Annotated in this window: 25 protein-coding genes; 10 read left to right on the top strand and 15 right to left on the bottom strand. The window is 66.2% G+C overall.

Annotated features, from left to right (window positions below):
* Positions 1 to 2: 2 nt before the first annotated feature.
* Positions 3 to 557 carry a cupin domain-containing protein gene (locus HTUR_RS00895; protein ID WP_012941412.1) on the bottom strand — a complete coding sequence of 185 codons (555 nt, stop codon included), beginning with the start codon at positions 555 to 557 and terminating at the stop codon, positions 3 to 5.
* 313 nt (positions 558 to 870) lie between these two features.
* Between HTUR_RS00895 and HTUR_RS00890 the strand changes: the two genes are divergently transcribed.
* Positions 871 to 1,968 (top strand): glutamate-cysteine ligase family protein, encoded by a 1,098-nt coding sequence (locus tag HTUR_RS00890; RefSeq protein ID WP_012941411.1) that lies wholly within the window; start codon positions 871 to 873, stop codon positions 1,966 to 1,968.
* A gap of 54 nt (positions 1,969 to 2,022) precedes the next feature.
* Here the strand turns inward: HTUR_RS00890 and HTUR_RS00885 are convergent, their stop codons facing one another.
* Positions 2,023 to 2,592: a DUF6789 family protein gene (locus HTUR_RS00885; RefSeq protein WP_012941410.1), complete on the bottom strand. Its 570-nt coding sequence runs from the start codon at positions 2,590 to 2,592 to the stop codon at positions 2,023 to 2,025.
* Positions 2,593 to 2,743: 151 nt separating this feature from the next.
* Between HTUR_RS00885 and HTUR_RS00880 the strand changes: the two genes are divergently transcribed.
* From HTUR_RS00880 to HTUR_RS00870, 3 genes are all read left to right on the top strand, one after another.
* Positions 2,744 to 3,718 (top strand): Gfo/Idh/MocA family protein, encoded by a 975-nt coding sequence (locus HTUR_RS00880; protein ID WP_012941409.1) that lies wholly within the window; start codon positions 2,744 to 2,746, stop codon positions 3,716 to 3,718.
* Positions 3,719 to 3,794: 76 nt separating this feature from the next.
* Positions 3,795 to 4,736, top strand: coding sequence for an ATP-dependent sacrificial sulfur transferase LarE (gene larE / locus HTUR_RS00875; RefSeq protein ID WP_012941408.1), 942 nt, complete (start codon positions 3,795 to 3,797; stop codon positions 4,734 to 4,736).
* Between the two features lie 243 nt (positions 4,737 to 4,979).
* On the top strand, positions 4,980 to 5,336 hold the full coding sequence (locus HTUR_RS00870) for a hypothetical protein (RefSeq protein ID WP_049941559.1): 357 nt from the start codon (positions 4,980 to 4,982) through the stop codon (positions 5,334 to 5,336).
* 36 nt (positions 5,337 to 5,372) lie between these two features.
* Here the strand turns inward: HTUR_RS00870 and HTUR_RS00865 are convergent, their stop codons facing one another.
* The 8 genes from HTUR_RS00865 to tatC all read right to left on the bottom strand — a co-directional run bounded on the left by HTUR_RS00865 (position 5,373) and on the right by tatC (position 15,660).
* On the bottom strand, positions 5,373 to 6,038 hold the full coding sequence (locus HTUR_RS00865; protein WP_012941406.1) for a CPBP family intramembrane glutamic endopeptidase: 666 nt from the start codon (positions 6,036 to 6,038) through the stop codon (positions 5,373 to 5,375).
* Positions 6,039 to 6,167: 129 nt separating this feature from the next.
* On the bottom strand, positions 6,168 to 7,979 hold the full coding sequence (locus tag HTUR_RS00860) for a nitrite/sulfite reductase (RefSeq protein ID WP_012941405.1): 1,812 nt from the start codon (positions 7,977 to 7,979) through the stop codon (positions 6,168 to 6,170).
* Between the two features lie 712 nt (positions 7,980 to 8,691).
* Positions 8,692 to 9,261, bottom strand: a complete 570-nt coding sequence (gene dpsA, locus HTUR_RS00855; RefSeq protein ID WP_012941404.1) for a DNA starvation/stationary phase protection protein DpsA — start codon at positions 9,259 to 9,261, stop codon at positions 8,692 to 8,694.
* Positions 9,258 to 9,839 carry a DNA starvation/stationary phase protection protein DpsA gene (dpsA, locus tag HTUR_RS00850; protein WP_012941403.1) on the bottom strand — a complete coding sequence of 194 codons (582 nt, stop codon included), beginning with the start codon at positions 9,837 to 9,839 and terminating at the stop codon, positions 9,258 to 9,260. The genes dpsA (HTUR_RS00855) and dpsA (HTUR_RS00850) overlap by 4 nt, the downstream gene beginning before the upstream one ends.
* Positions 9,840 to 9,852: 13 nt before the next feature.
* Positions 9,853 to 10,401, bottom strand: a complete 549-nt coding sequence (dpsA, locus tag HTUR_RS00845) for a DNA starvation/stationary phase protection protein DpsA (RefSeq protein ID WP_012941402.1) — start codon at positions 10,399 to 10,401, stop codon at positions 9,853 to 9,855.
* A 353-nt stretch (positions 10,402 to 10,754) separates the two neighbouring features.
* Complete coding sequence (locus tag HTUR_RS00840) at positions 10,755 to 12,113, bottom strand: MFS transporter (protein ID WP_012941401.1); 1,359 nt, start codon at positions 12,111 to 12,113, stop codon at positions 10,755 to 10,757.
* Positions 12,114 to 12,143: 30 nt separating this feature from the next.
* Positions 12,144 to 14,297 (bottom strand): assimilatory nitrate reductase NasA, encoded by a 2,154-nt coding sequence (gene nasA, locus HTUR_RS00835; protein ID WP_081443480.1) that lies wholly within the window; start codon positions 14,295 to 14,297, stop codon positions 12,144 to 12,146.
* Positions 14,298 to 14,685: 388 nt separating this feature from the next.
* Positions 14,686 to 15,660, bottom strand: a complete 975-nt coding sequence (tatC, locus tag HTUR_RS00830; RefSeq protein WP_012941399.1) for a twin-arginine translocase subunit TatC — start codon at positions 15,658 to 15,660, stop codon at positions 14,686 to 14,688.
* A gap of 144 nt (positions 15,661 to 15,804) precedes the next feature.
* Here tatC and HTUR_RS00825 point away from each other — a divergent pair, with 144 nt between their 5' ends.
* Entirely contained in the window at positions 15,805 to 18,171 is a 2,367-nt protein-coding gene (locus tag HTUR_RS00825; protein WP_012941398.1) for a twin-arginine translocase subunit TatC, read from the top strand.
* A 56-nt stretch (positions 18,172 to 18,227) separates the two neighbouring features.
* Positions 18,228 to 18,410: a hypothetical protein gene (locus HTUR_RS00820; protein ID WP_008893061.1), complete on the top strand. Its 183-nt coding sequence runs from the start codon at positions 18,228 to 18,230 to the stop codon at positions 18,408 to 18,410.
* A 106-nt stretch (positions 18,411 to 18,516) separates the two neighbouring features.
* On the opposite strand, the gene HTUR_RS00815 is transcribed toward HTUR_RS00820, so the two are convergent.
* The gene (locus HTUR_RS00815) at positions 18,517 to 19,302 is read right to left on the bottom strand and encodes a 23S rRNA (uridine(2552)-2'-O)-methyltransferase (RefSeq protein WP_012941397.1); all 786 of its coding nucleotides are present in this window, start codon (positions 19,300 to 19,302) and stop codon (positions 18,517 to 18,519) included.
* Between the two features lie 258 nt (positions 19,303 to 19,560).
* Positions 19,561 to 20,202: a uracil-DNA glycosylase gene (locus HTUR_RS00810; protein WP_012941396.1), complete on the bottom strand. Its 642-nt coding sequence runs from the start codon at positions 20,200 to 20,202 to the stop codon at positions 19,561 to 19,563.
* Positions 20,203 to 20,350: 148 nt separating this feature from the next.
* Here HTUR_RS00810 and HTUR_RS00805 point away from each other — a divergent pair, with 148 nt between their 5' ends.
* From HTUR_RS00805 to HTUR_RS00795, 3 genes are all read left to right on the top strand, one after another.
* A complete protein-coding gene (locus tag HTUR_RS00805; RefSeq protein ID WP_012941395.1) occupies positions 20,351 to 20,620 on the top strand; it encodes a hypothetical protein in 270 nt (89 codons plus the stop codon).
* Positions 20,621 to 20,786: 166 nt separating this feature from the next.
* On the top strand, positions 20,787 to 21,530 hold the full coding sequence (locus HTUR_RS00800) for a DNA polymerase sliding clamp (protein WP_012941394.1): 744 nt from the start codon (positions 20,787 to 20,789) through the stop codon (positions 21,528 to 21,530).
* A 139-nt stretch (positions 21,531 to 21,669) separates the two neighbouring features.
* Positions 21,670 to 21,987, top strand: coding sequence for a HalOD1 output domain-containing protein (locus HTUR_RS00795; RefSeq protein WP_012941393.1), 318 nt, complete (start codon positions 21,670 to 21,672; stop codon positions 21,985 to 21,987).
* 24 nt (positions 21,988 to 22,011) lie between these two features.
* Here HTUR_RS00795 and HTUR_RS00790 read toward each other — a convergent pair whose 3' ends face one another.
* Entirely contained in the window at positions 22,012 to 22,878 is an 867-nt protein-coding gene (locus HTUR_RS00790; RefSeq protein ID WP_012941392.1) for an alpha/beta fold hydrolase, read from the bottom strand.
* 173 nt (positions 22,879 to 23,051) lie between these two features.
* Here HTUR_RS00790 and priL point away from each other — a divergent pair, with 173 nt between their 5' ends.
* On the top strand, positions 23,052 to 24,134 hold the full coding sequence (gene priL, locus HTUR_RS00785) for a DNA primase regulatory subunit PriL (RefSeq protein ID WP_012941391.1): 1,083 nt from the start codon (positions 23,052 to 23,054) through the stop codon (positions 24,132 to 24,134).
* 7 nt (positions 24,135 to 24,141) lie between these two features.
* On the opposite strand, the gene HTUR_RS00780 is transcribed toward priL, so the two are convergent.
* Entirely contained in the window at positions 24,142 to 24,519 is a 378-nt protein-coding gene (locus HTUR_RS00780; protein WP_012941390.1) for a hypothetical protein, read from the bottom strand.
* 44 nt (positions 24,520 to 24,563) lie between these two features.
* Positions 24,564 to 24,833, bottom strand: a complete 270-nt coding sequence (locus tag HTUR_RS00775; protein ID WP_012941389.1) for a DUF7472 family protein — start codon at positions 24,831 to 24,833, stop codon at positions 24,564 to 24,566.
* Positions 24,834 to 25,017 lie beyond the last annotated feature (184 nt).

The following is a 25,017-nucleotide window of genomic DNA, read 5'->3' as shown; positions in this document are numbered from 1 at the left end:
CGCTACTCGGCGCTGAATCGATCGTAGCGGGCCCGATGGCCCGCCAGCCGACCGGCGGGAGCGGTCGCCGTCGCGAGCGCCCGCTGGAGCGCGAGCGGAACGCGCGCGAGAGCGAACTCGTCGCGGTAGGCGTCGGCGATCACGGCGAGTTGCAGCGGACCCGGCAGCCCCCAGCCGTTGGTCTTCCCCTCTCGAGCGAGCCCGAACAGCGTCTCGAAGAGCCGGTGGGACTCGAGCGCGGGCCGCAGTTCGATGGTCGTTCGAACCGGCTCGTCGCCGTCGTTCCAGATCGTATGGTCGGAGCCGGGCGGCACTGCGAAGCGAGTCCCCGGCGTCGCCGTCCACTCGTCGCCCCCGATTCGAACGCCGAGTCGGCCCTCTTCGACCGCGATCCGTTCCCGCTGACCGGGATGGACGTGGTCGACCTTGCCGACGGCGAACCCGTCGGGATCGAGCGCGTACTCGAATCGCAGCCCCGCCTCGGTTCGCTCTCGAAACGCGATCCGTTCGCCGGTGACCGGGTTCGAGATAGCGGCCGTCGTCGATAGCGAAGTCACGGTCGGGCTTCACCGGTGCGAGGGAAAGCGCTTATCGACGGACAGTGGAGTGTCAGCGCCGCCGATACGAACGCGCGCTGATGCTGCGTTCGAATACGCGCCAGAAGCGCGGCAGGCGGCTGCAGGCACCGTCACTTCAACGAATCGCGTGAAAGGGAGCGTATCGAACCGCGACGGCGGCGTCGGCCCACCGACGAGCGCGCCGTCGTCGAACCGATCGACAGCGAGGCGGCGAGAACCGCTCCGTCGGCTCGGCCGACGGGCCACCGACAGCGACTGCTGCCACGCCGGACGTCCGAACTCCCTCTCGAGTATGAACACGAGCATCGAAGTCGAGTACTGGGTCGTCGACACGGACGGCGAACTCACCGAACCGGGTGCGCTCGCGGAGGTCTCCGAGCGGACCGAACGGGAGTTCGTCGAGCCGCTGTTCGAGTTGAAGACGCCCCCCTGTGAGACGATTGGCGAACTGCGGGCGACCTTCGCCGAGCAGCTCGAGGAGGTCCTCTCGACGGCGGCGGCCGAGGAGAAACGACTCGTCCCGCTGGGGACGCCGATCAACTGCGGCGCGATCGACCGCCGACCGAGCGAACGCGGGCGCATCCAGAAGGAGGTCCTCGGCGAGGATTTCGCCTACGCCAAGTACTGCGCCGGGACCCACATCCACGTCGAGAAGCGCAACGTCGCCGATCAGCTCAACACCCTGATCGCCCTGGACGCGGCGCTGGCGCTGGTCAACTCCTCGCCGTATCTCGACGGCGAGCGGGTGGCCAACAGCGCCCGCGCCCACTGCTATCGGAAGAAGTGCTACGGCGACCTCCCGAAACACGGCCAGCTCTGGCACTACGTCGACACCGTCGGCGAGTGGTGCCGCCGGCTCGAGGACCGCTACGAGGAGTTCAAACGGGCCGCCCTCGAGGAGGGAATCGACGAGGTGGCGATCGAGGACAACTTCTCGACCGATAACGTCGTCTGGACGCCGATCAGGCTGCGCGACGAGATGCCGACCGTCGAGTGGCGCTCGCCCGACGCGGCCCTGCCGAGCCAGTTGCTCCGACTGGCCGATGACCTCGAGATGGTGATGGAACGCGTCCACAACACGAACGTCGAGGTCGAGTCCGTAAGCGACAGCCGCCACGCCGGTCACGTCACCGACGACGGCATCAGGCTGCCCACGTTCGAGACCGCCTGCGAATTCGCCAACTCGGCGATCGATGACGGCCTCGAGTCGGCCGACGTCGTCGGCTACCTCGACCGAATGGGGTTCTCCGTCGACGACTACCACCCGATCTCGACGCGGATCGACGGCCGCCAGTACGTGACGCGAGGCGACGCGCGGGACCTCCGGCTGGAGTACGCGAACCGGCTCGAGGAGGACGTCGACGAACTAGTCGAGACGGTGGGCGTCTGACCGAACTCCGGCGGCAAAATAGGCGGCGGGAGAACGCTGGTCGATTTGGGAGACTCAGTTCCCGTCGTCGTACTCATACTCCGTTTCGGGATCCTCGACGCCCTCGGTCCGCGAACCGACCCAGGCACCCAGCGAGAGCCCGTAGACGAGGTGGCCCGCGTGGAACAGCGCGAGTTCGTCCGTGTCGAGGCGAATGTCCAGCAGTTCCTTCAGCATGAACTGTGAGCCAAAGGCTGAGAGAACCATCCCGTAGATCGACCCCCAGACGATTCCGCGTTGTTCGGGTTCGATCGATCGCTCGGCGTCCTGGAGGGCGAACAGGCCGCCGAAGATCGCCCCCGCCTGAATCCCGTAGACGAAGTGGAGGACGAGCCCCATGAACGGGTGCTCTTCGGGGTCGTCGCCGGTGACGTACTGCGACCAGAAGTTCGCCGACGGCGGCAGCGACCGCAGGATCGGCAGTCGGAACGCCGTCATGATGATCGTCGCGACGAACCCCGCCTGCAGTCCGCGGATCGCCGAGTACAGGGCGTGTTCGGCGCGTGACTGCTCACGCATCGATTCGGGACCCTCCCGCTCGTCGCTCGTCGCACGCAACTGTCGTAACCGATCGGACACGGACATCGTACTCTCTGATCCTACCACGAACGGCGACTTAACGCTCCGGCGTGCAGTGGACGGCCCCTCGATCCGACGCGAGTGCAGTTCCCGGGTGGTGACGGCCCCGATCGTGTCCAATGCGGGAATATTTGAGGACGGTCGGGCAAGGGAGCGTATGGATTTCGGCGTACTCAGCACGGCCGGTATCGCCCGGAAAGCGTTTCTCCCCGCCCTCGAGGCGACCGACCACGAGGCCACGGCCGTCGCCTCGCGGGACGGTGAACGCGCGCGGACCTTCGCGGACGACCACGGGATCGACGAGTCCTACGAGGGGTACGACGACCTCATCGCGGACGCGAACATCGACGCCGTCTACATTCCCCTGCCCAACGGCCTGCACGCCCAGTGGACGAAGCGCGCGGCCGACGCCGGCCTCGACGTCCTCTGTGAGAAGCCCCTGACGGTCGACGCCGGGGAGGCCCGCGAGGTCGTCGAACACTGCGAGGATCGAGGCGTGACCCTGATGGAGGGGTTCATGTACCTGTATCACCCGCGGACCGAGCGGGCGATCGAACTGGCTCAAGACAAACTCGAGGACGTCCGCTCCGTGACGGCCGCGTTCAAGTTCCCGCTGTTCGACCGCCCGGACGACGTTCGGCTCTCGCCCGACCTCGACGGCGGGAGCCTGATGGACGTCGGCTGTTACCCGGTCTCGCTGGTCCGACAGATCCTCGGCGAACCAGAGCGCGCTTACGCGCACGCGGACGACTCCCGCGGGGCCGGCGTGGACACGGAACTGGCCGGAATCTTGGAGTACGACGACGGCTCATCCGCGCGCGTCGCGTCCGGGTTCGACACGCAGAAGGTGCAGCGCTACCGCGTCGAGGCGGAAAACGGCTGGCTCGAGGTCCGCGACGCCTTCGACGCGCCGACGGACGAACCCCTGGAACTCGAGTACCGGATCGACGGCCGACACGCCGTCGAGACGTTCGATGCGATCGACCAGTACAGCCTCGAGATCGAGGAATTCGCCTCGAGCGTCGAGAACGATCGGCCGCCGCGGACCGACGGCGAGGAGGCGATCGCGAACATGCGCGTCATCGACGCGCTGGCAGAGAGCGCCGAACGGGATCGTCCGATTGAGGTCTGAACGAGGCCGATCCAGCGATCGTCGGAGCCGGCCCGACGACAACGCGCTTTTGCCGCTCGGGTGCGAACCACGGGCCATGACAACGCTCGAGGCGAAACTCGAGGCCGCGCGCGAGGACCTCGCGGGGCGGGACGGCGTGCTGGTCGCGTTCTCCGGCGGGGTCGACTCGAGCGTCGTGGCCGCGCTCGCCCACGACGCGCTCGGGGAGGACGCGGTCGCCTGCACCGCGAAGAGCGAGACGCTCCCCGAGGCGGAACTCGAGGACGCCAGACGGGTCGCCGACGAGATCGGCATCCGACACGAGATCGTCTCCTTCTCCGAACTCGAGAGCGACGACTTCGTCGAGAACGACGACGATCGCTGCTATCACTGCCGGACGATGCGGCTGGGCGAGATGCTCGAGACGGCCCGCGAGGTCGGGGTCGAGACGGTCTGTGACGGCACCAACGCGGACGACCCCGGCGCGGGACACCGTCCCGGCCTGCAAGCCGTCGAGGAACTCGAGGTCCACTCGCCGCTACTGGCCCACGACGTCACCAAGGAGGAGGTCCGCGAGATCGCCGACCGCTACGGCCTCTCGGTCGCCGACAAGCCGTCGATGGCCTGCCTCTCCTCGCGGATCCCGACGGGCCTCGAGGTCACCGAGGAGCGGCTGACTCGCGTCGAGCACGCCGAAGCCCTGCTGCGCCAGTGGGGGTTCGATCAGTTTCGCGTCCGCGACCACGACGGGCTAGCGCGCATCGAGGTCGCGCCGGAGGAACTCGAGCGGGCGCTGACCCGCGAGTTCGCGGAGACGGTCCGCGAGGAGCTGTCGGAACTGGGATTCGACCACGTCACGCTCGACTTACACGGGTACCGGACTGGGAGCGTCAGTCCCGAGAGCGAGACGGAGCCCGGAACCGACGGCGACGGCGAACGGGCCGGCGGAACCCAGAACGACGAATCCGCCGCCGGCAGCGACGAGCCGCTCGTCGAGGACGTCTTCGCCGCGGACTCACGCTCCCGGAGCGACGACTGATCGTCGGTCCGACGCGGTTCGTCTCGGAATCGAAACTCGAGGGTCGTTTCGGAATCGATTCCGACCCGATTCTCGTCTTCGATTTCGAGATCCAGTCGATTCACTTCTCCCATCTGGACGTCCTTCCAGAATATAATCGTGTTTGACGGGGGAAACCTCCCAGTAGTGTAGTTTCTGAACCAACGTCCGGGAATATTGCTCATTTCGATACGGACGTGGCACTCGGGTCGGTATCGTTGGATGATGGACGCCGACGTGCCGTCTGCGTGGAACACGGAAGAGAGTCGGACCTATTCCCCGGTCGACACCGATCGGGAAATGCAGTATCGGACGTATCGTCACGAATCAGGCGACCTGCGGCTGAAGGTCGCCCCGGCGTCGCTCGACGGAGAGGATCATCCCGGATACGCGCTGACCGCGACGAGCTACCCCGGGCTCGATCTCTCCGAGACGATCCGCGTCCGGACCGTCCTCACGTTCGAACGCTGTAACAGCATCGCTCGCGACTTCATGGACCTCTTCTCGGCCAACTACGACGGCCCGGGATCGCTCGAGGACGCGCTCGATTACGCCTACGAGCGAACGCGGGAACACCGCTGACGATCGGCGTCCTCGCCCCACCACGGTCCGGGATCGTTAGCCGTAGACCGCACCGAGAACACCGAACAGCCAGATCGCGATGTGGGCCCCGACGACGGGAACCAGCGAGCGCCGATACAGATAGGCGAGCGTGAAGACGAGCGCGGCCAGCGAGACCTGTAGGAGATCACCGAGGCGCCAGCCGACGGCGTGAGAGAGGGTGAACGCCGCCCACGAGATCACACCGGCCAGCCGCGCGCTCCCGGTACGTTCGGCGAGGCGCTCGATCGCGTAGCCGCGATACAGCACCTCCTCGACGACACCGACCGTGACCGCGAACGCGACCGCGACTCCGACGCCGACTCGATCGACGTCCAGTCCAGTCACTCGACGTTCCGGAAGGCCGAGCGCGTCGATCAACGGCCCGGTCGCCGCCAGCGCGAAGAACCCCAGCACCGCCGCGACGAGCAGCGGGACCGCGTCGCGCCGAGACGGTTGCCGGACGCCGAGCGACCGGAGCGATCGCCCTTCGATCTCGATCGTGATTCCGACGACGAGTCCGAGGAGCGCCCATTGGGCCGCGATCGTCACCAGCGGATGGAGATCGATCCGAAGCGCTCGAGTCGCGCCGGAAAGAAGCGGGAGTCCGAACAGCGCGATCGCGAGCCCCGCGGTCGTCGTCCGGGAGAACTCGTGACGCGTCGCCCGATCCTCGGCAGCCATATCTTGTTATTTCGGCTACACGAGGGTAAAATCACCTATCGGCAGCGCTCGGCGCCGTAGTCACGGGAGGCGAAGAAACGAATAACACCGGGCGACGCTCGTACGACCGAAGTCGCGGCGATGCTCGAGTCAGTCGTCGGACGGGGCCACGGATCCCTCGCCGGCGGCGGCCGCCGCGGACTCGCTCTCGGCGAAGGGGTACCAAGACTGCTTGGCGTCGTCCATGTACGGGGCCTCGAAGTCGGTCTCCTCGGGTTCGCAGAACTCGACGAGCTGTTCCTCGCCCGTCGCCTCGACCCACTCGCGGAACGCCTGGCCCTCGCTACGATGAGCCGCGTAGGCCTCGAGCAGGTTCCGGATCGCGCCGGGGGCCTCGTCGGCGGGCACGCGCTGTTGAATCCAGTCGATGAAGGAGGGGTCCTCGCCGACGCCGCCGCCGACGCCGATATCGAAGGCTTCGACCATCTCACCGTTCTTGCGCGCGCGCATGCCCTGCAGGCCGATGTCGGCGGTCATCGCTTGGCCGCAGTCGGCCGTACAGCCGGAGTAGTGCATCTTGATCTTGCCGACGTCGTCGGGCAGCTCGACGTTCTTGTTGAACCAGCGCAGCATGCGGGCCATCCGACCCTTCGTCTCGGTCAGCGCGATCGAGCAGAACTCGGTGCCGGTACAGGCCATCGCCCCGCGCTCGAAGGGGCTCGGCTCGGCGGGGTACTCCTCGAGGATCGGTTCCGCGAGCAGCTCCTCGAGGTCCTCGTCGGCGACGTCGACGATGACGGGGTTCTGGCGGCGGGTCAGCCGGACCTCGCCGGAGCCGTACTCGTCGGCCAGATCGGCCAGTTCGATGGCGTCCTCGGCCGGGAGCCGGCCGACGGGAACGCTCAGGCCGACGTAGTTCTGTCCGTCCTTCTGGTCGCCGACACCGACGTGGTCGTGCTGACCGTCCTCGACGGGGCGGCCGGCGTTGTAGGTGTACTCCTCGCGGAAGTCCTCCCCGGCGGTGTGCATTTCGAAGTCGACGTACTCCTCCTGGAGCGTCTCGCGGATCTTCTCCATCCCCCAGTCCTCGGCGAAGAACCGGGCGCGATTCTTCGAGCGGTTCTGCCGGTTGCCGTAGTCGTGGTAGAGTTCGACGAAGCCGCGGCCGACCTCGTAGGCGTTTTCGGGCCGGACGAAGATATCGAGCGGCGTCGCGGCGCGGGGCTGGCGGCCGCCGAGCCCGCCGCCGATGCGGACGTTGAATCCTCGAACTTCTTCGCCACCGTCGGACGAGTCCGACGAGCCTCCGGCTCCGCCGGAGACGTCGATCTCCTTGGTCGCCGGCTCGAACCCGATGTCGTTCAGCGAGTCCTGTGCGCAGCCGACCGTACAGCCCGACGCGCTGATGTTGAACTTCCGGGGCATGTTCGCGAGCGCGTCGTCCTTGCGAAGCTCCTCCTCGAAGCGCTCGAGCAGGGGACCGGCTTCGACGAACTCCTCGGCCTTGCCGTGGAGCGGGCAGCCGGAGATGTTGCGCATCGTATCACCGCCCGCCGAGCGGGAGTGGACGCCGACGGCCTCGAGCTGTTCCCAGATCTCGGGGATATCCTCGAGTTTGAGCCAGTGGAGCTGGACGGACTGTCGGGTCGTCAGGTCGATCCACCCATTCCCGAATTCGGGATTTGCGACGGGACCCTTCGCGTACTCCTTCGCGACTTCGCCGATGCGGCGCAGCTGTTCCGGCTCCAAGATGCCGCTGGCGTTGGTCAGCCGCATCATGAAGTACTCTTCCTGGCCGGAGCGCTGCTGGAACACGCCCCAGAACTTGAACCGGGTGGTCCATTTGTCGATCTCGTCGTCCGGGATGGCCTCGAAGCCGCCGTTCTCGGCGAACCGCTCGATGTGTTCCCGCACTTCGTCGCCGTAGCAGTCTTCCTTCTGTTCTTCTTTCTTATGCACCATTGCCGACCACCTCGATCGAACGATTGGAACCACATACGCGAATTTCCTCTCCAAACATGATCCAATTCACGTTTTTACGTCAGGTCTCTAAACCATATAACACTAATCGTTTACATATGGGTATTTTTCCTCCCGTTCCAGCGTCGAACGTAGCATCTCCAATGGGATATGATGTGTATTAGGGCGTATATCCGACTCGAGCGACGTGGCAATTGGTCGATTCGAAACGGTGATCGGACCCCTGACCGGGAGGGGGCCGGCGGCGAGCGCCGATCAGAGCGCGAACGGACCTTCGTTGCGCGCGAGACGTAGCTTCGGTTCGTTGGGGAACAGTGGTAGAGTGTCCGCACGAACTGCACTGCCTCGAGCGGGCGAACGGTCGTCCAGTTCGGTATCAGTGAATTGGCGTACGTTCGTTATTCAGAAGGATTCTCGAAACCGAGTCGAGCGGTTTCCAGCGTCGACGCTGACTACTGCGGACTCAACAGCGACATCGTGGCAGTCTGTGTCTACCTGATCAGTGTTCATATGGGGGTTCGAGAGCGCCTAAAAGGCGCTCATCGAGTCGAACTCGCGGTCACATAACAGCCTCTCAATCGGGACGTGTTCTTTCGCACACCGGACCAACCGTCGGTGACCTCAGTCCCGAGTATCGGCGGGAACGGGAGACAGGCTGATAAAGCGAATGCCAGGAGGTAGTCCCCGAAACGATTCACCCGGTCGCGTCGCGCAGAACGAGCGTATCGTCGGCAAGGTATCGATCGAGGACGTGCGCGTCCGCTTCGAGTGTCTTCAGATGGCGACGCAAGAGTTCGCTCGTCGCTACATCGCCGAGCTGGTCCGCCAGTTCGATATGTTCACGCCACTGCACCGCGAGCGTCGCATACCCGTCGAGGTCACGCTCGAGCGACGAGCGGACGTCGTAGTGATGTGCTTCTTCGATGAATATCGGCGCGTGTTGGCGGATACCCATCGGCCCGCAGGCCGGAACACCGCCGAGTGCGGTGATCCGAATGGCGATGTCGTCGGTCATCTCCGTGAGCCGGTCGGCAGCATCCTCGAGAAAATCACTGATCGGTCCCCACTCGGCTCCCTCGGCGAGCCAGTAATGCTTGCGCACCTGATTGAAGAGGATGTACAGCCCAGATATTTCGCTGTTCAGGGCTGTGACCAGCTGTTCAGCCACGTCCCGTTCCAGACGGAGCGAATTCTCGGCTACCGTCCCCCACTCTTGACGGACGTGAGACGGGTCGGGTCGTCGGAGATGTGGTGTACTCGTCATCGGTCCTGCAGCACCTCCGCTTGAACGAGCGTCTCGGCTTCGAGTAGTTGCTCGATGACGTGGGCGTCTTCTTCGAGGGCTTCGAGGTGGTCGCGGAGCAGTTCGCCCGTCCCCGGATCGCCCCGTTCTTCTGCGAGAGCGATGTGGTCGCGCATACTGACGATCAGGGTCGCGTACCCCTCGAGATCGCCGTCCAGGGAGGTACGAAGGTCGTAGAGATCCTCTGCCTCGAGATGGACTTCGGCCCGGTCCTGAAGTGTCGGCGGCGTATTTGGGGGAATCCCCCCGAGTTCGACGATCCGAATTGCGAGGTCGTCGTTCATCTCGCGAACGCGCTTGTAGGCATCCTCGAGGAAGTCAGCGACCGCCTCGTGTTCGGCGCCTGCAGCGGTCCAGTAATGCTTTCGAAGCAGGTAGAACAGGTTGAACGATCCTGCGTGGTCGACGCTCAAGGCGTCGACGATCACCTCGGCGTCGGCAGGGTCGACCCGGAGCGCGTTCTCTGCGATAGTGCCCCACTCCTGACGGCGCTCGCCCGTATCGGGTTCCCGGACGAGTCGGCCTTGTTTCTGTGCCATTTAGGTCACCTGTTCAGTGAAGCGCACTCTCGAGGACGAGCGTGTCGTCTTCGAGGTAGTGTTCGAAGTGGTGACCGTCCTCCTCGAGGTGGACGAGGATCTCGCGCAGCATCTCACCGGTGGCGGGGTCGCCGAGGTTCTCGGCGAGTTCGATGCTGCCGCGCATCGACTCGATGATGTCACCGTACATCTCGAGGTCGTTCTCGAACATCGTGCGGACGTCGTAGACGTCCTCGCCCTCGAACTCGACGGTGGCGCGCTCCTCGAGGTTCGACGGGCCGGAGACGGGAACGCCGCCCAGCGCCTGGGCGCGCTCGGCGATGTGGTCGGCACCCTCTTCGACGTGCTCGTAGGCCTCCTCGAGGAACTCGTGGAGCGGCAGGAACTCGGCGCCCTCGACGACCCAGTGGTGCTTCTTGAGCTGGTGGTAGAGGACGTACGAGTTCGCCAGTTCGGAGTTCAGTGCCTCGACTATCTGTTCGGCTTTGTCCTGATCGAGCCGGAGCGCGTTTTCGTCGACGGTGCCGGCCTGTTGACGGACGGTCGTCTCTTGGGAACTCATCTCATAGGTAGTAGTCGCTCGACGACCATATACCTTTCAGGTACCGCACATTTTTTGGGAGACCTAAAGTCGTTTCGTAGAGCTAGTAATCTCAGTCTGCATATCTACTCAACGGGGCGTTCGGCGCAGCGGAACCGGAAGAAACGAACGCTCCTTACTAGATACACCCTCTGTATTCAGCACACCGTTTCCGACAGCCATCTGAAAGGTAGATGGCCGGTCCGGTAACACCGTCGACTGTCCTGAACGCGAATTTCACGCTCCACGCTGAGTAAAGAGGTCGTAATACCAGCTACTGGTATCGAAATACGGAAATTCGGTCAGCAATCGACCCGCGATCGAAACGCGGTCGGTCAGTCGTTGGCGGGCGCCGACGAATCGGCGGGAACGAGCGCCGAACGGGTTCGGTAGAGCCCGCTCGAGAGACCGATCGAGGCGACCCCGAGGCCGAGGAAGACGACGAAGCCGGTCGCGTAGCCCGGCGTCCCCTGCAGGTCGACGAAGAGACCGAGGATCGGCGGGATGACGAACCCGCCGAAAGCGCCGATGCCGCCGACCAGCCCCGAGGCACCGCCGACGGCGTCGGGAACGTATTTCGGCACCAACTGGAAGACGGCCGCGCTGGCGACGCCCATGCCCGCTCCGAGCAGGATCGTCGCGGCGACGGCGAGGACGAACTCGCGGGTGACGACGAGCAGCAGCGTCGCGAGCGCGATCGCGCCGAAGCTGACGATCGCAGTCGGCTCGCCGCCGAGCCGGTCGCTGACGATCCCGCCCGGGACGCGAATCACCGCCGCGAGCAGCGTGAAGGCGACCGCCGTGAGCGCGCCGGCGGTCCGCACGTCGACGCCGTGGACGGCCTGCCAGTACGACGGGAGCCAGGTCGTCAGCGCGAGGAAGCCGCCGAAGGACGTGAAGAACAGCGCGACGAGGATCCACGTCCGGGGGATGCTCGCGGCGCCCCGGATCGAGGCCATCGCGTCGCCGCCGGGAAAGAGGTCCTGTCCGCAGGCCTCGGCGCGCCGTCGGGCCTCGCGCTCCTCGACGCCCCGCTTGACGAACTGGAAGTAGGGAGCGTCGACGGCGTAGGACGCGTAGGCGACGGTCCCGACGATCAGGAACGCGAACCACGCGAGGTACGCGCCCGTCAGGCCGAGCACGGCCAGCGCGACGGGGAGGACGAGCGTGAACAGCCCCGGCGACGTGTTGCCGAGCCCGCCGAAAACCGCGAGTACCGTCCCCTGTTTCTCCGAGGGATACCAGTACGACGTCTGGGTGGTCCCGACGGAGAACGTCGCGATGCCACAGCCCGACAGCGCCCCGAAGAAGAACACGATCGGGTAGTGAGCCATCGTGAGCCCGTCCGGATAGGCCGTCAGCAGGAGCGCCGACAGGCCGCCCATTCCGACGATCGACAGGCCGAACAGGACCAGAAACGGCTTCTTCGCGCCGACGTCCTCGACCCACGCCCCGAAGGGGATCCGGAGCAAGGAGCCGGTCAGTTGGGGTGCGGCGACGAGCAGCCCGACCAAGAGCCCGGAGAGCCCCATCGCGTCCTGAAACTCCGAGGCGACGGGCCCGTAGCAGACGACGCCGGCGAAGCCGACGAAAAATCCGAGGGTCGCGGAAGCGACGCCTCGCCGCGGCGTCCCCCGGACGGCCGGCGCAGACGCGTCGCTCGAGTCGGGCGGTTCCGGCGGTCGCTCACGCATCGATCGAACACCCGAAAACGGCCGCCATCGTCAGGCACTCGCTTCCGCAACCGCCCGTGCCTCCTGCTCGCGAGGCGCCTCGAGGCGGACCGCACACTGTTTGAAGTTGGGCTCCTTCGAGCGCGGGTCGACGTCCGAGAGCGTGAGTTCGTTGACCGCGGGCTGGTGGATCGGGAGCCAGACCACGCCGTCGGGGATCGACTCGTCGCGCTCGACACGGACGGTGATCGAGCCCCGGCGGGAGACGACGTGAGCGTACTCGGCGGGGTCGTCCTCGTCGGACTCGCCGGGACGGGCCTCGAGTTCGTCGGCCAGCGCGGCGGCCGTCGCGGGGCTGACCCGGGCGACGGGGTCGTCGTCGCGCGCGCGGACGCCGGAGTTGTACGCGTCGGGGCGCCGGGCCGTCGTCAGGGTGAAGGGGTACTCCTCGTCGGTCGACTCCGGCAGGGGCTGGGCCTCGCCCGTCGAGAACTGCGCGCGGCCGGAAGGGGTCGGGAACGACCACGACTCTTCGCGGACGGTCGCGTCGGCGTCCTCGCCCTCCTCGTCGGTCGCCGGCTCCTCGTAGTAGCGGTAGCCGCCCGAGACGTCCGGTTCCGGCGCGGGCCAGCGAACCGCCACCTCCTCATCGAGGCGGTCGTAGCTGATCCCCGAGAGGTCGGCGGGGGTCCCCTCGGTCAGCGCCGCCAGTTCGTCGAAGACCGCGTTGGGCTCGAGCGAGTCGTCGAAGAGGTCGGGGACGAGCCGGTCGGCGAGGTCGCCGATCAGCTCGAGGTCGGTCTTGACGCCCGACGGCGTCTCCGTCGCGGCGCGCACGCGCGAGACCGTTCGTTCCATGTTGGTCGTCGTCCCCTCCGACTCGCCCCACGTCGCGGCGGGGAACACGACGTCGGCGAGTTCGACCGTCTCGCTGCGGAAGGCGTCCTGCACGACGAGGAAGGCGTCCTCGAGCTGTTCGCGGACGCGGGTGGCGTCGGGCATGCCGGCGACGGGGTTGGTCGCGACGGCGTAGACGGCGGAGACGTCGTCGCCGATCTCGTCGACGATCCCGACCGGGCCGGGGCCAGGGTCGTCGGGCAGGCGGGATTCGGGAACGCCCCACGTCTCGGCGACCTCGCGGCGGTGGTCGGGATCGGTGAACGGGCGCTGTCCGGGCCAGGACCCCTTCGAGGAGCAGACGCGGGTTCCCATCGAGTTAGCCTGGCCGGTCAGCGAGAACGGCCCCGAGCCGGGCCGGAGGTTCCCCGTCGCCAGACAGCAATCGATCAGCGCGCCCGACGCCGCGGTGCCGTTGACGCTCTGGTTGATTCCCATCCCCCAGTAGACGAGCGTGGGATCCTCGAGCGCCGCGGCGATTCGATCGACGTCCTCGAGGGAGACGCCGGCGGCCGCGGCGGCCTCGGCGGCGTCCGGGAGATCCTCGCGGAGGGCGTCGAAACCGTCAGTCGCCTCGGCGACGAACGCCTCGTCGACGCGGTCGGTCTCGACGACGCGCGCGAGGACGGCGCGGGCGAGGTCGAGGTCCCCGCCGGGCGAGAGGGGCACGTGGTGGTCTGCGACCTCGGCGGTCTCACTTTCGATGGGATCGATGACGATCAGTTCCGAATCGTCGTCGTCGGCCGATTGGTTGATCCACCGAAACATGACCGGGTGGGCCGCGGCCGGGTTCGCACCCCAGACGAGGTGGGTCTCGGCCTCGGGGATGTCGTCGTAGGTCGGCGGCGGCGCGTCGCTCCCGAAGGCGTCGTAGTAGGCCGTGACGGCCGAGGCCATACACAGCGTCGTGTTAGCGTCGTAGTACGGCGTGCCGAAGCCGCCGCGGGCGAGTTTGCCCAGCGCGTAGGCGGCCTCGTTGGTCTGCTGGCCGCTACCGAGGACGGCGACCCCTTCACCGCCGTCGCCGCTCTCGAGGGCCGCGTCGAGCCCTTCGGCGGCGCGCTCTAAGGCGGTCTCCCAGGTCGTCGGCACCAGTTCACCGTTCCGGCGGACGAGCGGACGGGTCAGCCACTCGGCGCCGGGATCGACGGACTCGTTGATACCGCGCTGACAGGCCAGCCCGTTGTTGACCGGGTGGGCGGCGTCGCCGCGGACGACGTCGAGGCCGTACCCCTGTTCGACGGGACGATGGACGTGTCCGCAGCCAACCGCACACCGCATACACGTCGTCGGTACGAGCTCCGTCACGCGGTCCACCTCCGATCCGACCCGAGACGACCGAGGTGTGATTTACAATCACACTCTGCAGCAGGAGTTTGGCCCAATTCCATACACTCTTTCACAGGAATAGGGAACGTATGGGACTACTAAACGGTAATCGTTTACAAACTGTGACTATTCAGCCGATAAAGAGTGCTATCCATCAATCTACGGATGGATAGGGAGAATATAAGGACGTGAAATCATCGGACGGGGCGAGCGATCGGACGGGCGTCCACGAATCGACGGGTCATATGATGGGGACTAGTGACACACAGACGCGGAGATCGGCTCGAGGGATCGCGAATGCGGTCGCTCTCGAGCGAAACGGTCGCAGGAAAACCCGGGCGCGTCGCGAGGATCGCCGACCGAACGGTCAGTCCCGCCCGACCCACTTCAGGACGAGGAGGGTCCCCTCGAACAGCAAGATCATCGTGACCGCCACGAGGATGGGCGCCATCATGGTCGGGTCCATCGTGAACATGAAGGACAGTCCCGCAAAGCCCGCCCAGAAGTAGAGTCGCTTCTGGGCCAGCCAGCGGCGGGTCGTTACGCCCATCATGATCGCGAGCATGATGAAGAGCGGAATCTGGAAGACGATCGCGAGGAAGCCGGTCAGCGTGATGATCAGGTCGAACGTTTCACCGAGCGCGTACGCGATATCGGCGCTGCCCTCCGCGTAGTACGTGAAGTACTGGAAGAGGACGGGCAAGACGAGCACGTACGAGAACAGCATGCCCAGCGCGGCGAGAACGACGCTCAGCGGAACGGACGCCAGATAGTACTTGCGCTCGTGGGGGTACAACCCCGGCTTCATGAACTTGTAACACTCGTAGACGAACGTCGGCAGGGCCACCATGATGCCCAGCAGCGCCGAGAGCTTGATCCGCGTCATCCACAGTTCGAGGGGATGGTAGATATGCGGCGGCGGCACTTCCTCGGCCTGGGCCGGGAAGACGTCGAGCCAGATGAACTCGAGAGCCTCCGACGCTCCCAGCAGTCCGATCGCGGTTCCGGTCGCCCCGAACAGGAGGACGACCGCGAACCGGAGCACCATCTCCTCGATGTGGTCGGCAAGCGGCATCTCCTCGTCGTCCGGCGGCGTCGAGATACCGCCGATATCGTCGTCGGGGTCGGGGTAGTCGGCCTCGCCGTGATCGGCGTGATCACCGACGACGCCCTCGCCGTCGGTCTCGACGGGCCGATCGTCGGGCTCGTACTCATCACCGCCGTCGGTCGCGATGGACGGCTCGTCGCGCCGTCCGTCGTCGATCGGCGGTCCCTCGCCGGGCGACTCCTGTGGCTCTGTGGTTCCTTCGGCGTCCCCACGGTTCGCCGGCTCGTCCGACATCTATAGAGGTATGACGGGCCCCCGGTTATAGGCCTTTTTCTTACGGACATCCTGCGAGAGCGACGAAAGCCGAGCACGAGCCCGTAACCGCCCTCCAGCACTCGAAAGGTTGATAACTGGATGTCAGTTAGCCACAGACGATCAATGAGTTCTGCCGTCGACGAAGATACGGCTAAAGCCATCAACGCCGGCCGGGAGTCGATCGGTGTGATGCTCTCGACCGCGCAAACGCATCTCCAGAAGGTATTCATCGTCTTCGTCATCGGCTTCATCGGCTCGTTCTACGCCCTTCGGGTCTTCATCTGGGACTTCCTCGAGGCGACCGCGAAAGCGCAGATGAACGAGACGGTCGCCGAAGCGACCACTATCATCACCCGCACGCCGTTCGAGGTCATCCTCTTACAGGCGAAGATCGGAATGCTCGTCGGCGTCATCGTCGCGATACCAGCGCTGCTGTTCTTCTCGCGACACACGCTTCGCCGACGCGGCTTCGACTCGGCGTTTCCCGTCTCACGGGGATACATCGCCCTCTTCGCGCTGACCTCGTTCACCCTGTTCTGGATCGGTGTCGGCTACGCCTACGGCATCTTCTTCCCCTTCGCCTTCGAGTTCCTCGGGTCGGTCGCCTACGACGCCGGCGTCACCCCGAGCTGGGGGATCACGGAGTTCACCGAGTTCATCGCCCTGCTGACCATTTCCTTCGGGCTCGCGGCGCAACTCCCGCTGGCGATGAGCGTGCTGTCCTACACCGAGATCGTCTCCTACGAGATGTTCCGGGACAAGTGGCGTCACGCGGTCGTCGCCATCACGGTCTTCGGGGCGGCCTTCTCGCCGCCGGACCCGTTCACGCTAGTCATGTGGGCGCTGCCGCTGGTCGCCCTCTACGGATTCAGTCTCGGCCTCGCGAAGGTCGTCGCCAACATCCGGCGGCGCGGCGCGGCCGAACTCGACACGGGGACCTCGTTCATGAAACGGCGCCTCCTCCAGTTCGCCGGCGTGCTGGCGCTCATCACCGTCGGAACGAGCGTGTTCATCAATCAGGACGGTGCCGACACCTTAGACGAAGCGGTCTTCCCGCTGCTCCCGGCGCCGATCCGGCCCGAGGGAACGCTTGGTCTCGAGACGTACGCGGCCGAACACGGCCTGCTCGGTGACGTCGCCGTCGGCGCCGCCGTCGCCGCCGCGGTCGGATTCCTCGTCCTCCTGGTCTACACGATCCGGGTGTTACAGGCGCCGGTCTACCCCCGAGAGGGAGACCTCCGAAACGCCGACGATCCCGAGGACGTCGACTTCGAGACGCTCTCGGCCGAGGACATCGAGGAGATTCCGGCGACGGTCTTCCTCTCGATGGAGGAAGAAGACGCCCTCGACCACTCCCGACAGGCGATGTACGACGACAACCGGGAGAAGGCGCAGGCGATCCTCGACCGGTTCGACACCCTGCAGGAACAGCAGGCGGGCGACGAGACGGACGGTGAGGGCGGAACCGCCGCGAGCGATGCGGCCGGCGCGGCGGCCGCCGGCGACGCCGCGGCCGCCGGCAGTGGCGGTGACGACGAGGAGAGCGTCTTCTCGAGTACCGCCGCGGGGATGCTCGACGCGTTCACCGAGGACGAGACGACCGAGGACGACATCGGCGGCTACGCCTACGACCTCGCGTTCATCGTCAACAGCCTCACCTCGAAGGCGATCTACATCGTCGGCGTCTTCATGGCCGTCCTCGCCGCCTCGTTCCTCGCGCTGTATCAGGGCGGGTTCGGGGTCATCCTCGCCCAGTTCGTCGACCGCGTCCCCGAAGAGGTCCTCCGAGAGGTCTCGGGCGGCGCGGGGGTCGCCGGCGCGGAGTCGACGACGGAACTGCTCGAGGAACTGGGACTGGTCATCGCCCTCCACCCCGTCGAGGTGCTGATCTTCATGGTGAAGGTGAGCACGATCCTCGCGTTCATCTCCGTCGTTCCCCTGATCATGTACTGGGGCTGGCCGGCGGCCAGGGAGCGTGGACTGGTTCGGGGCGATGCGCGAGTGTTCCTCATCTGGGGGCTCGCGATGTTCCTCGGCTTCGGCGCCGGGCTGCTCGCCGGGTTCTACTGGATCGCCCCGTCGGTCATCTCGTACCTCATCTCCGACGCCATCCAGAACGGGATGGAAGTCTCCTACCGGATCAACAGCTTCTCCTGGCTGGTGATCTACACGACCCTCGGCGTCGGCTTCCTCTTCAACATCATCGTCACGATGGCGCTGTTCCACGTCGGCGGCATCGTCAGCTACCGGACGATGCTCGAGCGCTGGCGACCCGTCGTCGTCGGCATCTTCACGCTCGCCGCCTTCGCCAGCCCACAGGGCGTCCTGACGATGCTGATGCTGGCGATCCCGCTCGCGCTGACGTACCTGTTGGGACTCGCCCTCCTCTACGTGTTCACCGCCGGCGGCCGCCTGTTCGGCGGCGGCGGGAGCGGCGGCGAACCGGCGGATCCGGAACCCGAGCCCGAGTCGGGCGCGACCCCCGAGTAGTCGGTCGCCCTCGTGACGGCGACTGTTAAGACGGCCGCCTGCAAACGATCACGCAAATGCCGAAGATCAGCGTCGAAATTCCACAGGAACTGCTGGACGATCTGGACGATCACGTCGGCGACGACGGCAAGTTCGTCAACCGCAGCGACGCGATCCGCGCGTCGGTTCGCAAGACTCTCGACCTGTTAGACGAGATCGACGAGCGACACGACCGACTCGAGGCCGACGAGCGGGAGTGAGCGGGTCGTCACGACGGCTCCGACGAGAACAGACACAGTAGCGGTGCGACACGGCATCAGCAGCAGAAATCGAGCGCAGAACGAATCGAGTCGCGAGTCGACGCTCTCACTCCTCCTCGAGTGGCTCCGCGAACCCGAAGTTCGGTTTGACGTCCTCGATGCGGACGTCGACGACGTCGCCGGGCTCGGCGTCGGGGACGAACAGGCGGTAGCCGTCGACGCTCGCGATCCCGTCGCCCTCGCTGCCGACGTCGACGATCTCGACCTCGAGTTCGTCGCCTTCCCGGACGGGGGCGGTGAGCCGGCCCTTCCCGATCAGATAGATCTCGGAGGACTCCTCGCGGCTGGCCTTCGGCGCGGTCGCGCGGACGTACTGGAACTCGTCGTCGATGTCGGCTCGGAGGTCATCGACGTCCGGGCCTTCGAAGACCTTCACGACGAAGTTGCCGCCGGACTCGAGGAGTTCGAGCGCGGTCTCGAAGGCCTGGCGCGCGAGGTACAGCGAGCGGGCCTGATCGAGCGAGTACTCGCCGGACATGTTGGGCGCCATGTCCGAGACGACCACGTCCACGGAGCCGCCCGCGGCGTCGGTGACGCGGTCGCGGGTCTTCTCCTCGGTCATGTCGCCGCGGATCGTCTCGACGCGCTCGTTGAGCGTCTCGTCCTCTAAGTCCTTGATCCGCTGGAGGTCGACGCCGATGACGGTCCCCTGCGGGCCGACCTTCTCGGCGGCGACCTGCAGCCAGCCGCCGGGGGCGGCGCCGAGGTCGACCACCGTGTCGTGCCCGGAGATGACGTTCTCGAGGTCGTCGAGCTGTTTGAGCTTGTAGGCCGCCCGGCTTCGGTAGCCCTGCTGTTTCGCCCTGTTGTAGTAGTCGTCTTTGCGGGCCATAATCGCTTCTTGGGGTGGCTAGTGGCCCGGTACGGATAGGTGTGGCGAGACGGCGGTCCACCCTCGAGACCGACGGTGGCCGGCTGACAGTCCGAAACCCGAGACGTCTCACGTAGGCGGTCTCCAGATCGACGTCGTCGCTGGTAAAGCTCGGACTCATCCCCTCGAGGTTCGCCCGATCGGAAAAAGCCGTTCGTGTCTGCAGTTGCACGGGCGTTCGCCGGCCGAACGCAGCCGGCGGCCGACGACGAGAGGCTCTCAGGCCGACTCGAGGGCCGCCCGCAGGTCCGACTCGATCGCGTCGACCTTGCTCCGGTCGTACAGCGCCGCGGCCGGGTGAAACGACGGACGGACGATCCGCTCCGTCCGTTCTCCCGGGTCGGCCCCTCCCTCGCTCGAGGAGCCGGTACCCTCCTCGTTCGAGGCGTGCGAGGCGGGTGGCACCTCGCGCTCGAATTCCTCGCCGTGCAGGTCCGTGATCGTCTCGTCGGTCTCGAGGAGTTCGGCCGTCGCGAAACTGCCCATCGGGACGACGACCACGGGATCGACGCGCTCGAGTTCGGCCTCGAGCACCGGCCACCAGGCCTCGATCTCGTCGACGTGGGGGTCGCGGTTCTCCGGCGGCCGCACTTTCACGAGGTTGGTGATGTACAGCTCGCGCCGATCGTGGCCGATCGACTCGAGGGCGCGGTCCAGTTGCTGGCCGGCCTGACCGACGAACGGCTCGCCCTGCTCGACTTCCTGACCGCCCGGCGCCTCGCCGACGAGCATCACGTCGGCCGACAGCGGCCCGACGCCGGGGACGAACCGCTCCGGATCGCGGTGCTCGTCGGGCACCGCCTCGAGGACGTCAGCGAACTCGGTCTCGAACTCCCACGCGGTGGACTCGCGGTCGCTCATGGTGGCGACCTACCGTCGCCTCGGCAAACGTTCGTTGCCCTGCGTACGCATCCAGTCGGTTCCGACCCGACCCGGCCCTCGAGAATCGACTCGAGACGGGGCGTATTCAGGGCCTACCGTTAGGCTCGCCGCCGGTGGAGGATATCGTATGGCCGACACGCCAGACGTGAACGCGGTGGAGACGGAGGACGACTACATCCACGTCCGGTTCCGCGATCCGGACAGGTACGACGAGATCCGGACGCCTGACTGGGCGGAGAATCCGGCGGAGTCCGTCTCCGAGGGCAGCGAGGTCCGGACCGGGAAGGTCGAGGGCGAGGACGACTGGGAGGTGACCAGCGTCCTGATCAAAAAGAGCGTCGGCGAGGACAAGGCCGCGGAGCAGGCCCGCGAGATCGTCGAGAAGATCGAGTCCTGAGCCACGAGGAGGCGGTCTTCGGTCCGCAGACGACCGCCGTTCCGTCCGGTTACGAACGCCGGGTCTGCTCGGTTGAAGGCGAGACGCCCGGAGGCGAGTCGCCGACCCCCGCGGAGCCGCGCGTAAAGGGTGGCTTTTTATGGCAACCGTCCGTAGCCCGGCGTATATGTTCAAGGCCATCGTGAGCGCGGAAACGCTCACCAGCGCGCTCGATTCGATCAGCGTGCTGGTCGACGAGTGCAAGATCCACCTCGAGGAGGACGGCCTCGAGATCCGGGCCGTCGATCCCGCTAACGTCGGCATGGTCGACCTCTCGCTCGATGCCTCGGCGTTCGAATCCTACGAGGCCGACGGCGGGTTGATCGGCGTCGACCTCTCGCGGCTCGAGGACATCGCGAGCATGGCCGAATCCGGCCAGCTCGTCCAGCTCGAACTCGACGAAGAGACGCGAAAGCTACAGATTCAGATCGAGGGGCTCGAGTACACCCTGGCGCTGATCGACCCCGACTCGATCCGTCAGGAGCCGGACATTCCGGACCTCGATCTGCCCGCAGAGGTCATCCTCGAGGGGAAAGACGTCAACCGATCGGTCAAGGCGGCCGACATGGTCTCCGATCACATCGCGCTGGGCGTCGACGAGGGCGAGGAGTACTTCTACGTCGACGCGGAGGGCGACACCGACGACGTCCACCTCGAACTCACCGAAGCGGATCTGATCGACCTGCAGGTCGGCCCGGCCCACTCGCTGTTCTCGCTGGACTACCTGAAGGACATGAACAAGGCGATTCCCTCGGACACGGAGGTCACGCTCCACCTCGGCGAGGAGTTCCCGGTGAAGATCTACTTCGGCTTCGCGGAGGGGCAGGGACAGGTCACCTACATGCTCGCACCGCGCATCCAGAGCGACTGAATCGAACCGTCGGGCGGCTCGGTTGGCCGTCGACGGCGACAGTCGCCTATTGCGACAGCGATCGCGAGTGAACCCCGTTACTTAAAAATATCATATGGGAAGGTGGGAGGCTACCAGTCCCTCTCGAGTAGTCGAGGCCATGCCCTCCACAGACGATCCAACGGATGCGAGCGACGCGGACGAGCCGGCGTACACGACGACGTTCGATCCGGACGGCGGCGAGCGAGCCAGCGAGGCCGTCATCACGGCGGTCGCGGCGCTTACCGGCAATCGACCGGTCGACCTCGAGCCCCTCTACGAGGTCGTCGATCCGGACGCGTTAGACTCGCTGATCGACCACGCCCGGCGAACCGACGCCGGCACTCACGAACTCTGGTTCGCCTACGCGGGGTACGGAATCGGCGTGCGAAGCGACGGTCGGATCCAGTTCTACGACGGCGCCGCTCCGACCGCGTAGATTCGCCGCGATCGTCCCGGGCGATCAGTCGTGGTCGGCGAGAAACGCCCGCAGTTCCTCGTTCACCCGATCGGCGTGCTCGATGAAAAAGCAGTGCGAGCCGCCCTCGAACCGCTCGAGTCGCGCGTTCGGAATCGCCTCCTCGAGTAGCAGCCCGTTCTCGAAGGGGACCACGCGGTCGTCGGTCCCGTGGAGCACCAGCGTCGGCACCCGAAGCCCCTCGAGCCGATCGCTGACGTCGAAGTCGAGGACGGCCGCGGCCTGGGCCTCGCGAGCGGGATCGTCGGCGTCCTGCTCGAGTCGCCACTCGATGATCCGATCCATCAGGTGCGGGTTCCGATTCGTGAATCGCTCGGTGAAGGCGGGGCGCATCCGGTGGCGGATCGTCTCGCGCTCGTTCGCGCCGTCGGGGACGTCGAAGATGAACTCCTGAGTCTCGTCGGGAACCGGGACTGCGTCGGGGCCGCCGTGGCTCGTACAGCACAGCGTCAGCGTCTCTGCGCGCGTGTACTCGAGCGCGTAGCGTTGGGCGATCATCCCGCCCATGCTCGCGCCGACGACGTGGGCCCGGCGGATGCCGGCGTCGGCGAGGACTTCCTCGAGGTCCGCGGCGAGGCCGCCGATCGAGTAGCCAGCCAGTTTGAAGAGCAGCGGCGCGCGGAGTTTCCGCGGCAGGCGCGGGAGCAGTGGTGGGAGGCCGGCGTCGGATCGGCCCGTGCCGCGGTTGTCCGGCGCGATCACGTCCCGGTCGTCCGCGACGGCCTCGCGCTGCCAGCGCCACATCCAGCGCCCGTAGCCCAGCCCCTGCACGAAGACGACCGGTGTGCCGTCGCCCTCGCTCTCGTCGTACTCGTAGTAGATCGACACGCCGTCTCGAGTGGCCCGTGGCATACTCGGGGAGACGTATCGAACGCCCTTTAAATCGATCCTCGAACGCTAACCAAAACGTCGGTCAGGGCCGCTTCTGTCGCCGCTCGAGCGGCGATCCAATCCCGGCTTACTCCCGGCCACACCCCGTCGAACAATCAGCGGCTTTAACCCCGCGCAGTAACATCCCATTACCGATGCAGCGACTGCACGCCCGGTACCCGTTCCTCGAGACCGCTCGCGACGCCGTGGCGACGGAGGCCGTCGATCTGGCCACCGTCGTCGACCAGGACCGGGCGGTCGTCGACCGCGCCCGCGAGCGCGTGGTGGCGGCCATAGCGGACGGCGAGACGGGCGAGCCGCGGCGAGACACGCGCGTCGAGTTACTCTCCTACCCCGTCGCGCGCGTCCTCGTCTCGATGGTCGAAGAACGCGTCCTCGTTCGCAAGTACGCCCGCGCCGAGGCCGCGACCGCTTACGATCGCTTCACGGCCGACTTCGAGGACACCACGGAACTGAAGAGCGTCGAGTCGACCGGGCTGGATCTGGAGACCCTCCTCGCGGAGTTCGACCTCGGCGGCGCGGTCCGGGAGACCGCCGACGGCTACCGGATCGACGTCGGCACCTACCTCCCCCTCGCCGAGGACCTGTGGGGCGACGAGTGGCACCTGGTCAACCGCGCGCTGACCGACGGCGAGGTGCCGGTCGACCACGACGAACTCCTGACCCTGCTCCGGGAGGCCATCCGGGGCCGCATCGAGGACGGCCTCCCCTTCGACGTCCCCGAGGTCATCGCCGCCGCCCTCGAGGACGAGGCCGCCGAGATCCGCGAGGTACTCGCCGACCTCGAGCTCACCCAGGACATCGACACCGTCGTCCCCGACCTGTTCCCGCCGTGTATGAAGGCCCTGCTCGACGACATCCAGAAGGGCGAACACCTGCCCCACCACTCCCGCTTTGCGATCACCGCCTTCCTGACGAGCATCGGGATGACGACCGACGAAATCGTCGACCTCTACCGGATCAACTCGTCGTTCGGCGAGGAGATGACCCGCTACCAGACCGACCACATCCGCGGCGACAGCTCGCCGACGGAGTACTCGCCGCCCTCCTGTGCGACGATGCAATCCTACGGCGACTGCGTGAACAAGGACGACCTGTGTGAGCGCATTCCGCATCCGATGGCCTACTACGAGGAGCGGATCGACGACGCCGACGACGATGAGATCGAAGACTGGCGGGAGGGAGAGAGCGAAGAAGAGACGGCCAGCGGCGACTGATTCTCCGTCAGTTGCGCTCTCGCTTCTCGATGTCGTCGGCCTGTTGTTGAATCTCCCGGAGCGCGCTCTCCTGTTCTCCGCGCGTGAAACCTCCGGATTCGGCGTGCCGGCCGTCATACTGCCAGGACGGGATCGCGTTCCAGACGTCCCGACTCCCCTCACCGTCGGCAGCGGTCTCGCCGGACGCCGCGGCGCGACGCCACGCGAAGGCGGCCGCGAGCAGCGTCAGCACCGCGACCGCGCCGACGGCGACGGGCGCCTCGAGGACCGCTGCCGAGAGACCGACTATCGCCGACCCGAACACGAGGGTCCCGATGACAGCGGCGATCACCGTCCACGTCGAGCGAGACCGCGTCGATTCGGGATCAGCGGTAGGACTGCTCATATATCGTGTCAACACGACAACCGCAAAAAAGTGTTGTGGCGCCGTCAGATCGCGCTGCCGGTGTCGGCGTCCGTCTCGTCGTCGGCCTCGAGGCCGTCTTCGGGGTCGTTTAGGACGTAGGCGAGGCCGATACCGACCGCGAGCATCAGGAGGATAAAGCCGGTGATGGCACCGACGAGCAGTTCGCCGCCTTCGGGGGAGAGCGTCCCGCTGGACCCGCCGTACTGGGTCCCGATAGCAATCATAGTGCCGAGCATCAGCAGGACCATCGAGACGGCGACGCTGATTTCGATGATCTGTTCGCGGTCGAGCATTAGTGCGTAGCTTTCGGCGGCCGAGGCAAAAACGCTTCGAAGGGCGCGGTCCCGCTCGCAACCGGTGGACGGGCGTCGGCCGCGTCGACTTCTTTTAAAGCGTCGACCTGCAACCGCCGGCGCGCTCGTTATATCGCTCGAGCCCCTATCGATATCGAATAGCCAGCCGACCAGTCCAGCGATC

This window comes from Haloterrigena turkmenica DSM 5511, from assembly GCF_000025325.1.
GTDB lineage: Archaea > Halobacteriota > Halobacteria > Halobacteriales > Natrialbaceae > Haloterrigena > Haloterrigena turkmenica.
Note: the sequence above shows the minus strand (reverse complement) of the source record. Positions and strands in the feature narration are given on the sequence as shown.

Bases quoted from the DNA above. Each gene is read 5' to 3' on its own strand.
- larE (WP_012941408.1), top strand. From the start codon at position 3,795: ATGACAACGCTCGAGGCGAAACTCGAGGCCGCGCGCGAGGACCTCGCG.
- HTUR_RS00865 (WP_012941406.1), bottom strand. From the start codon at position 6,038: ATGGCTGCCGAGGATCGGGCGACGCGTCACGAGTTCTCCCGGACGACG.
- HTUR_RS00795 (WP_012941393.1), top strand. From the start codon at position 21,670: ATGCCCTCCACAGACGATCCAACGGATGCGAGCGACGCGGACGAGCCG.
- HTUR_RS00805 (WP_012941395.1), top strand. From the start codon at position 20,351: ATGGCCGACACGCCAGACGTGAACGCGGTGGAGACGGAGGACGACTAC.
- HTUR_RS00880 (WP_012941409.1), top strand. From the start codon at position 2,744: ATGGATTTCGGCGTACTCAGCACGGCCGGTATCGCCCGGAAAGCGTTT.
- HTUR_RS00885 (WP_012941410.1), bottom strand. From the start codon at position 2,592: ATGTCCGTGTCCGATCGGTTACGACAGTTGCGTGCGACGAGCGACGAG.
- HTUR_RS00890 (WP_012941411.1), top strand. From the start codon at position 871: ATGAACACGAGCATCGAAGTCGAGTACTGGGTCGTCGACACGGACGGC.
- HTUR_RS00825 (WP_012941398.1), top strand. From the start codon at position 15,805: ATGAGTTCTGCCGTCGACGAAGATACGGCTAAAGCCATCAACGCCGGC.
- HTUR_RS00815 (WP_012941397.1), bottom strand. From the start codon at position 19,302: ATGGCCCGCAAAGACGACTACTACAACAGGGCGAAACAGCAGGGCTAC.
- dpsA (WP_012941403.1), bottom strand. From the start codon at position 9,839: ATGGCACAGAAACAAGGCCGACTCGTCCGGGAACCCGATACGGGCGAG.
- HTUR_RS00775 (WP_012941389.1), bottom strand. From the start codon at position 24,833: ATGCTCGACCGCGAACAGATCATCGAAATCAGCGTCGCCGTCTCGATG.
- HTUR_RS00780 (WP_012941390.1), bottom strand. From the start codon at position 24,519: ATGAGCAGTCCTACCGCTGATCCCGAATCGACGCGGTCTCGCTCGACG.
- HTUR_RS00790 (WP_012941392.1), bottom strand. From the start codon at position 22,878: ATGCCACGGGCCACTCGAGACGGCGTGTCGATCTACTACGAGTACGAC.
- tatC (WP_012941399.1), bottom strand. From the start codon at position 15,660: ATGTCGGACGAGCCGGCGAACCGTGGGGACGCCGAAGGAACCACAGAG.
- HTUR_RS00870 (WP_049941559.1), top strand. From the start codon at position 4,980: ATGGACGCCGACGTGCCGTCTGCGTGGAACACGGAAGAGAGTCGGACC.
- priL (WP_012941391.1), top strand. From the start codon at position 23,052: ATGCAGCGACTGCACGCCCGGTACCCGTTCCTCGAGACCGCTCGCGAC.
- HTUR_RS00840 (WP_012941401.1), bottom strand. From the start codon at position 12,113: ATGCGTGAGCGACCGCCGGAACCGCCCGACTCGAGCGACGCGTCTGCG.
- HTUR_RS00860 (WP_012941405.1), bottom strand. From the start codon at position 7,979: ATGGTGCATAAGAAAGAAGAACAGAAGGAAGACTGCTACGGCGACGAA.
- HTUR_RS00810 (WP_012941396.1), bottom strand. From the start codon at position 20,202: ATGAGCGACCGCGAGTCCACCGCGTGGGAGTTCGAGACCGAGTTCGCT.
- HTUR_RS00820 (WP_008893061.1), top strand. From the start codon at position 18,228: ATGCCGAAGATCAGCGTCGAAATTCCACAGGAACTGCTGGACGATCTG.
- dpsA (WP_012941404.1), bottom strand. From the start codon at position 9,261: ATGACGAGTACACCACATCTCCGACGACCCGACCCGTCTCACGTCCGT.
- dpsA (WP_012941402.1), bottom strand. From the start codon at position 10,401: ATGAGTTCCCAAGAGACGACCGTCCGTCAACAGGCCGGCACCGTCGAC.
- HTUR_RS00800 (WP_012941394.1), top strand. From the start codon at position 20,787: ATGTTCAAGGCCATCGTGAGCGCGGAAACGCTCACCAGCGCGCTCGAT.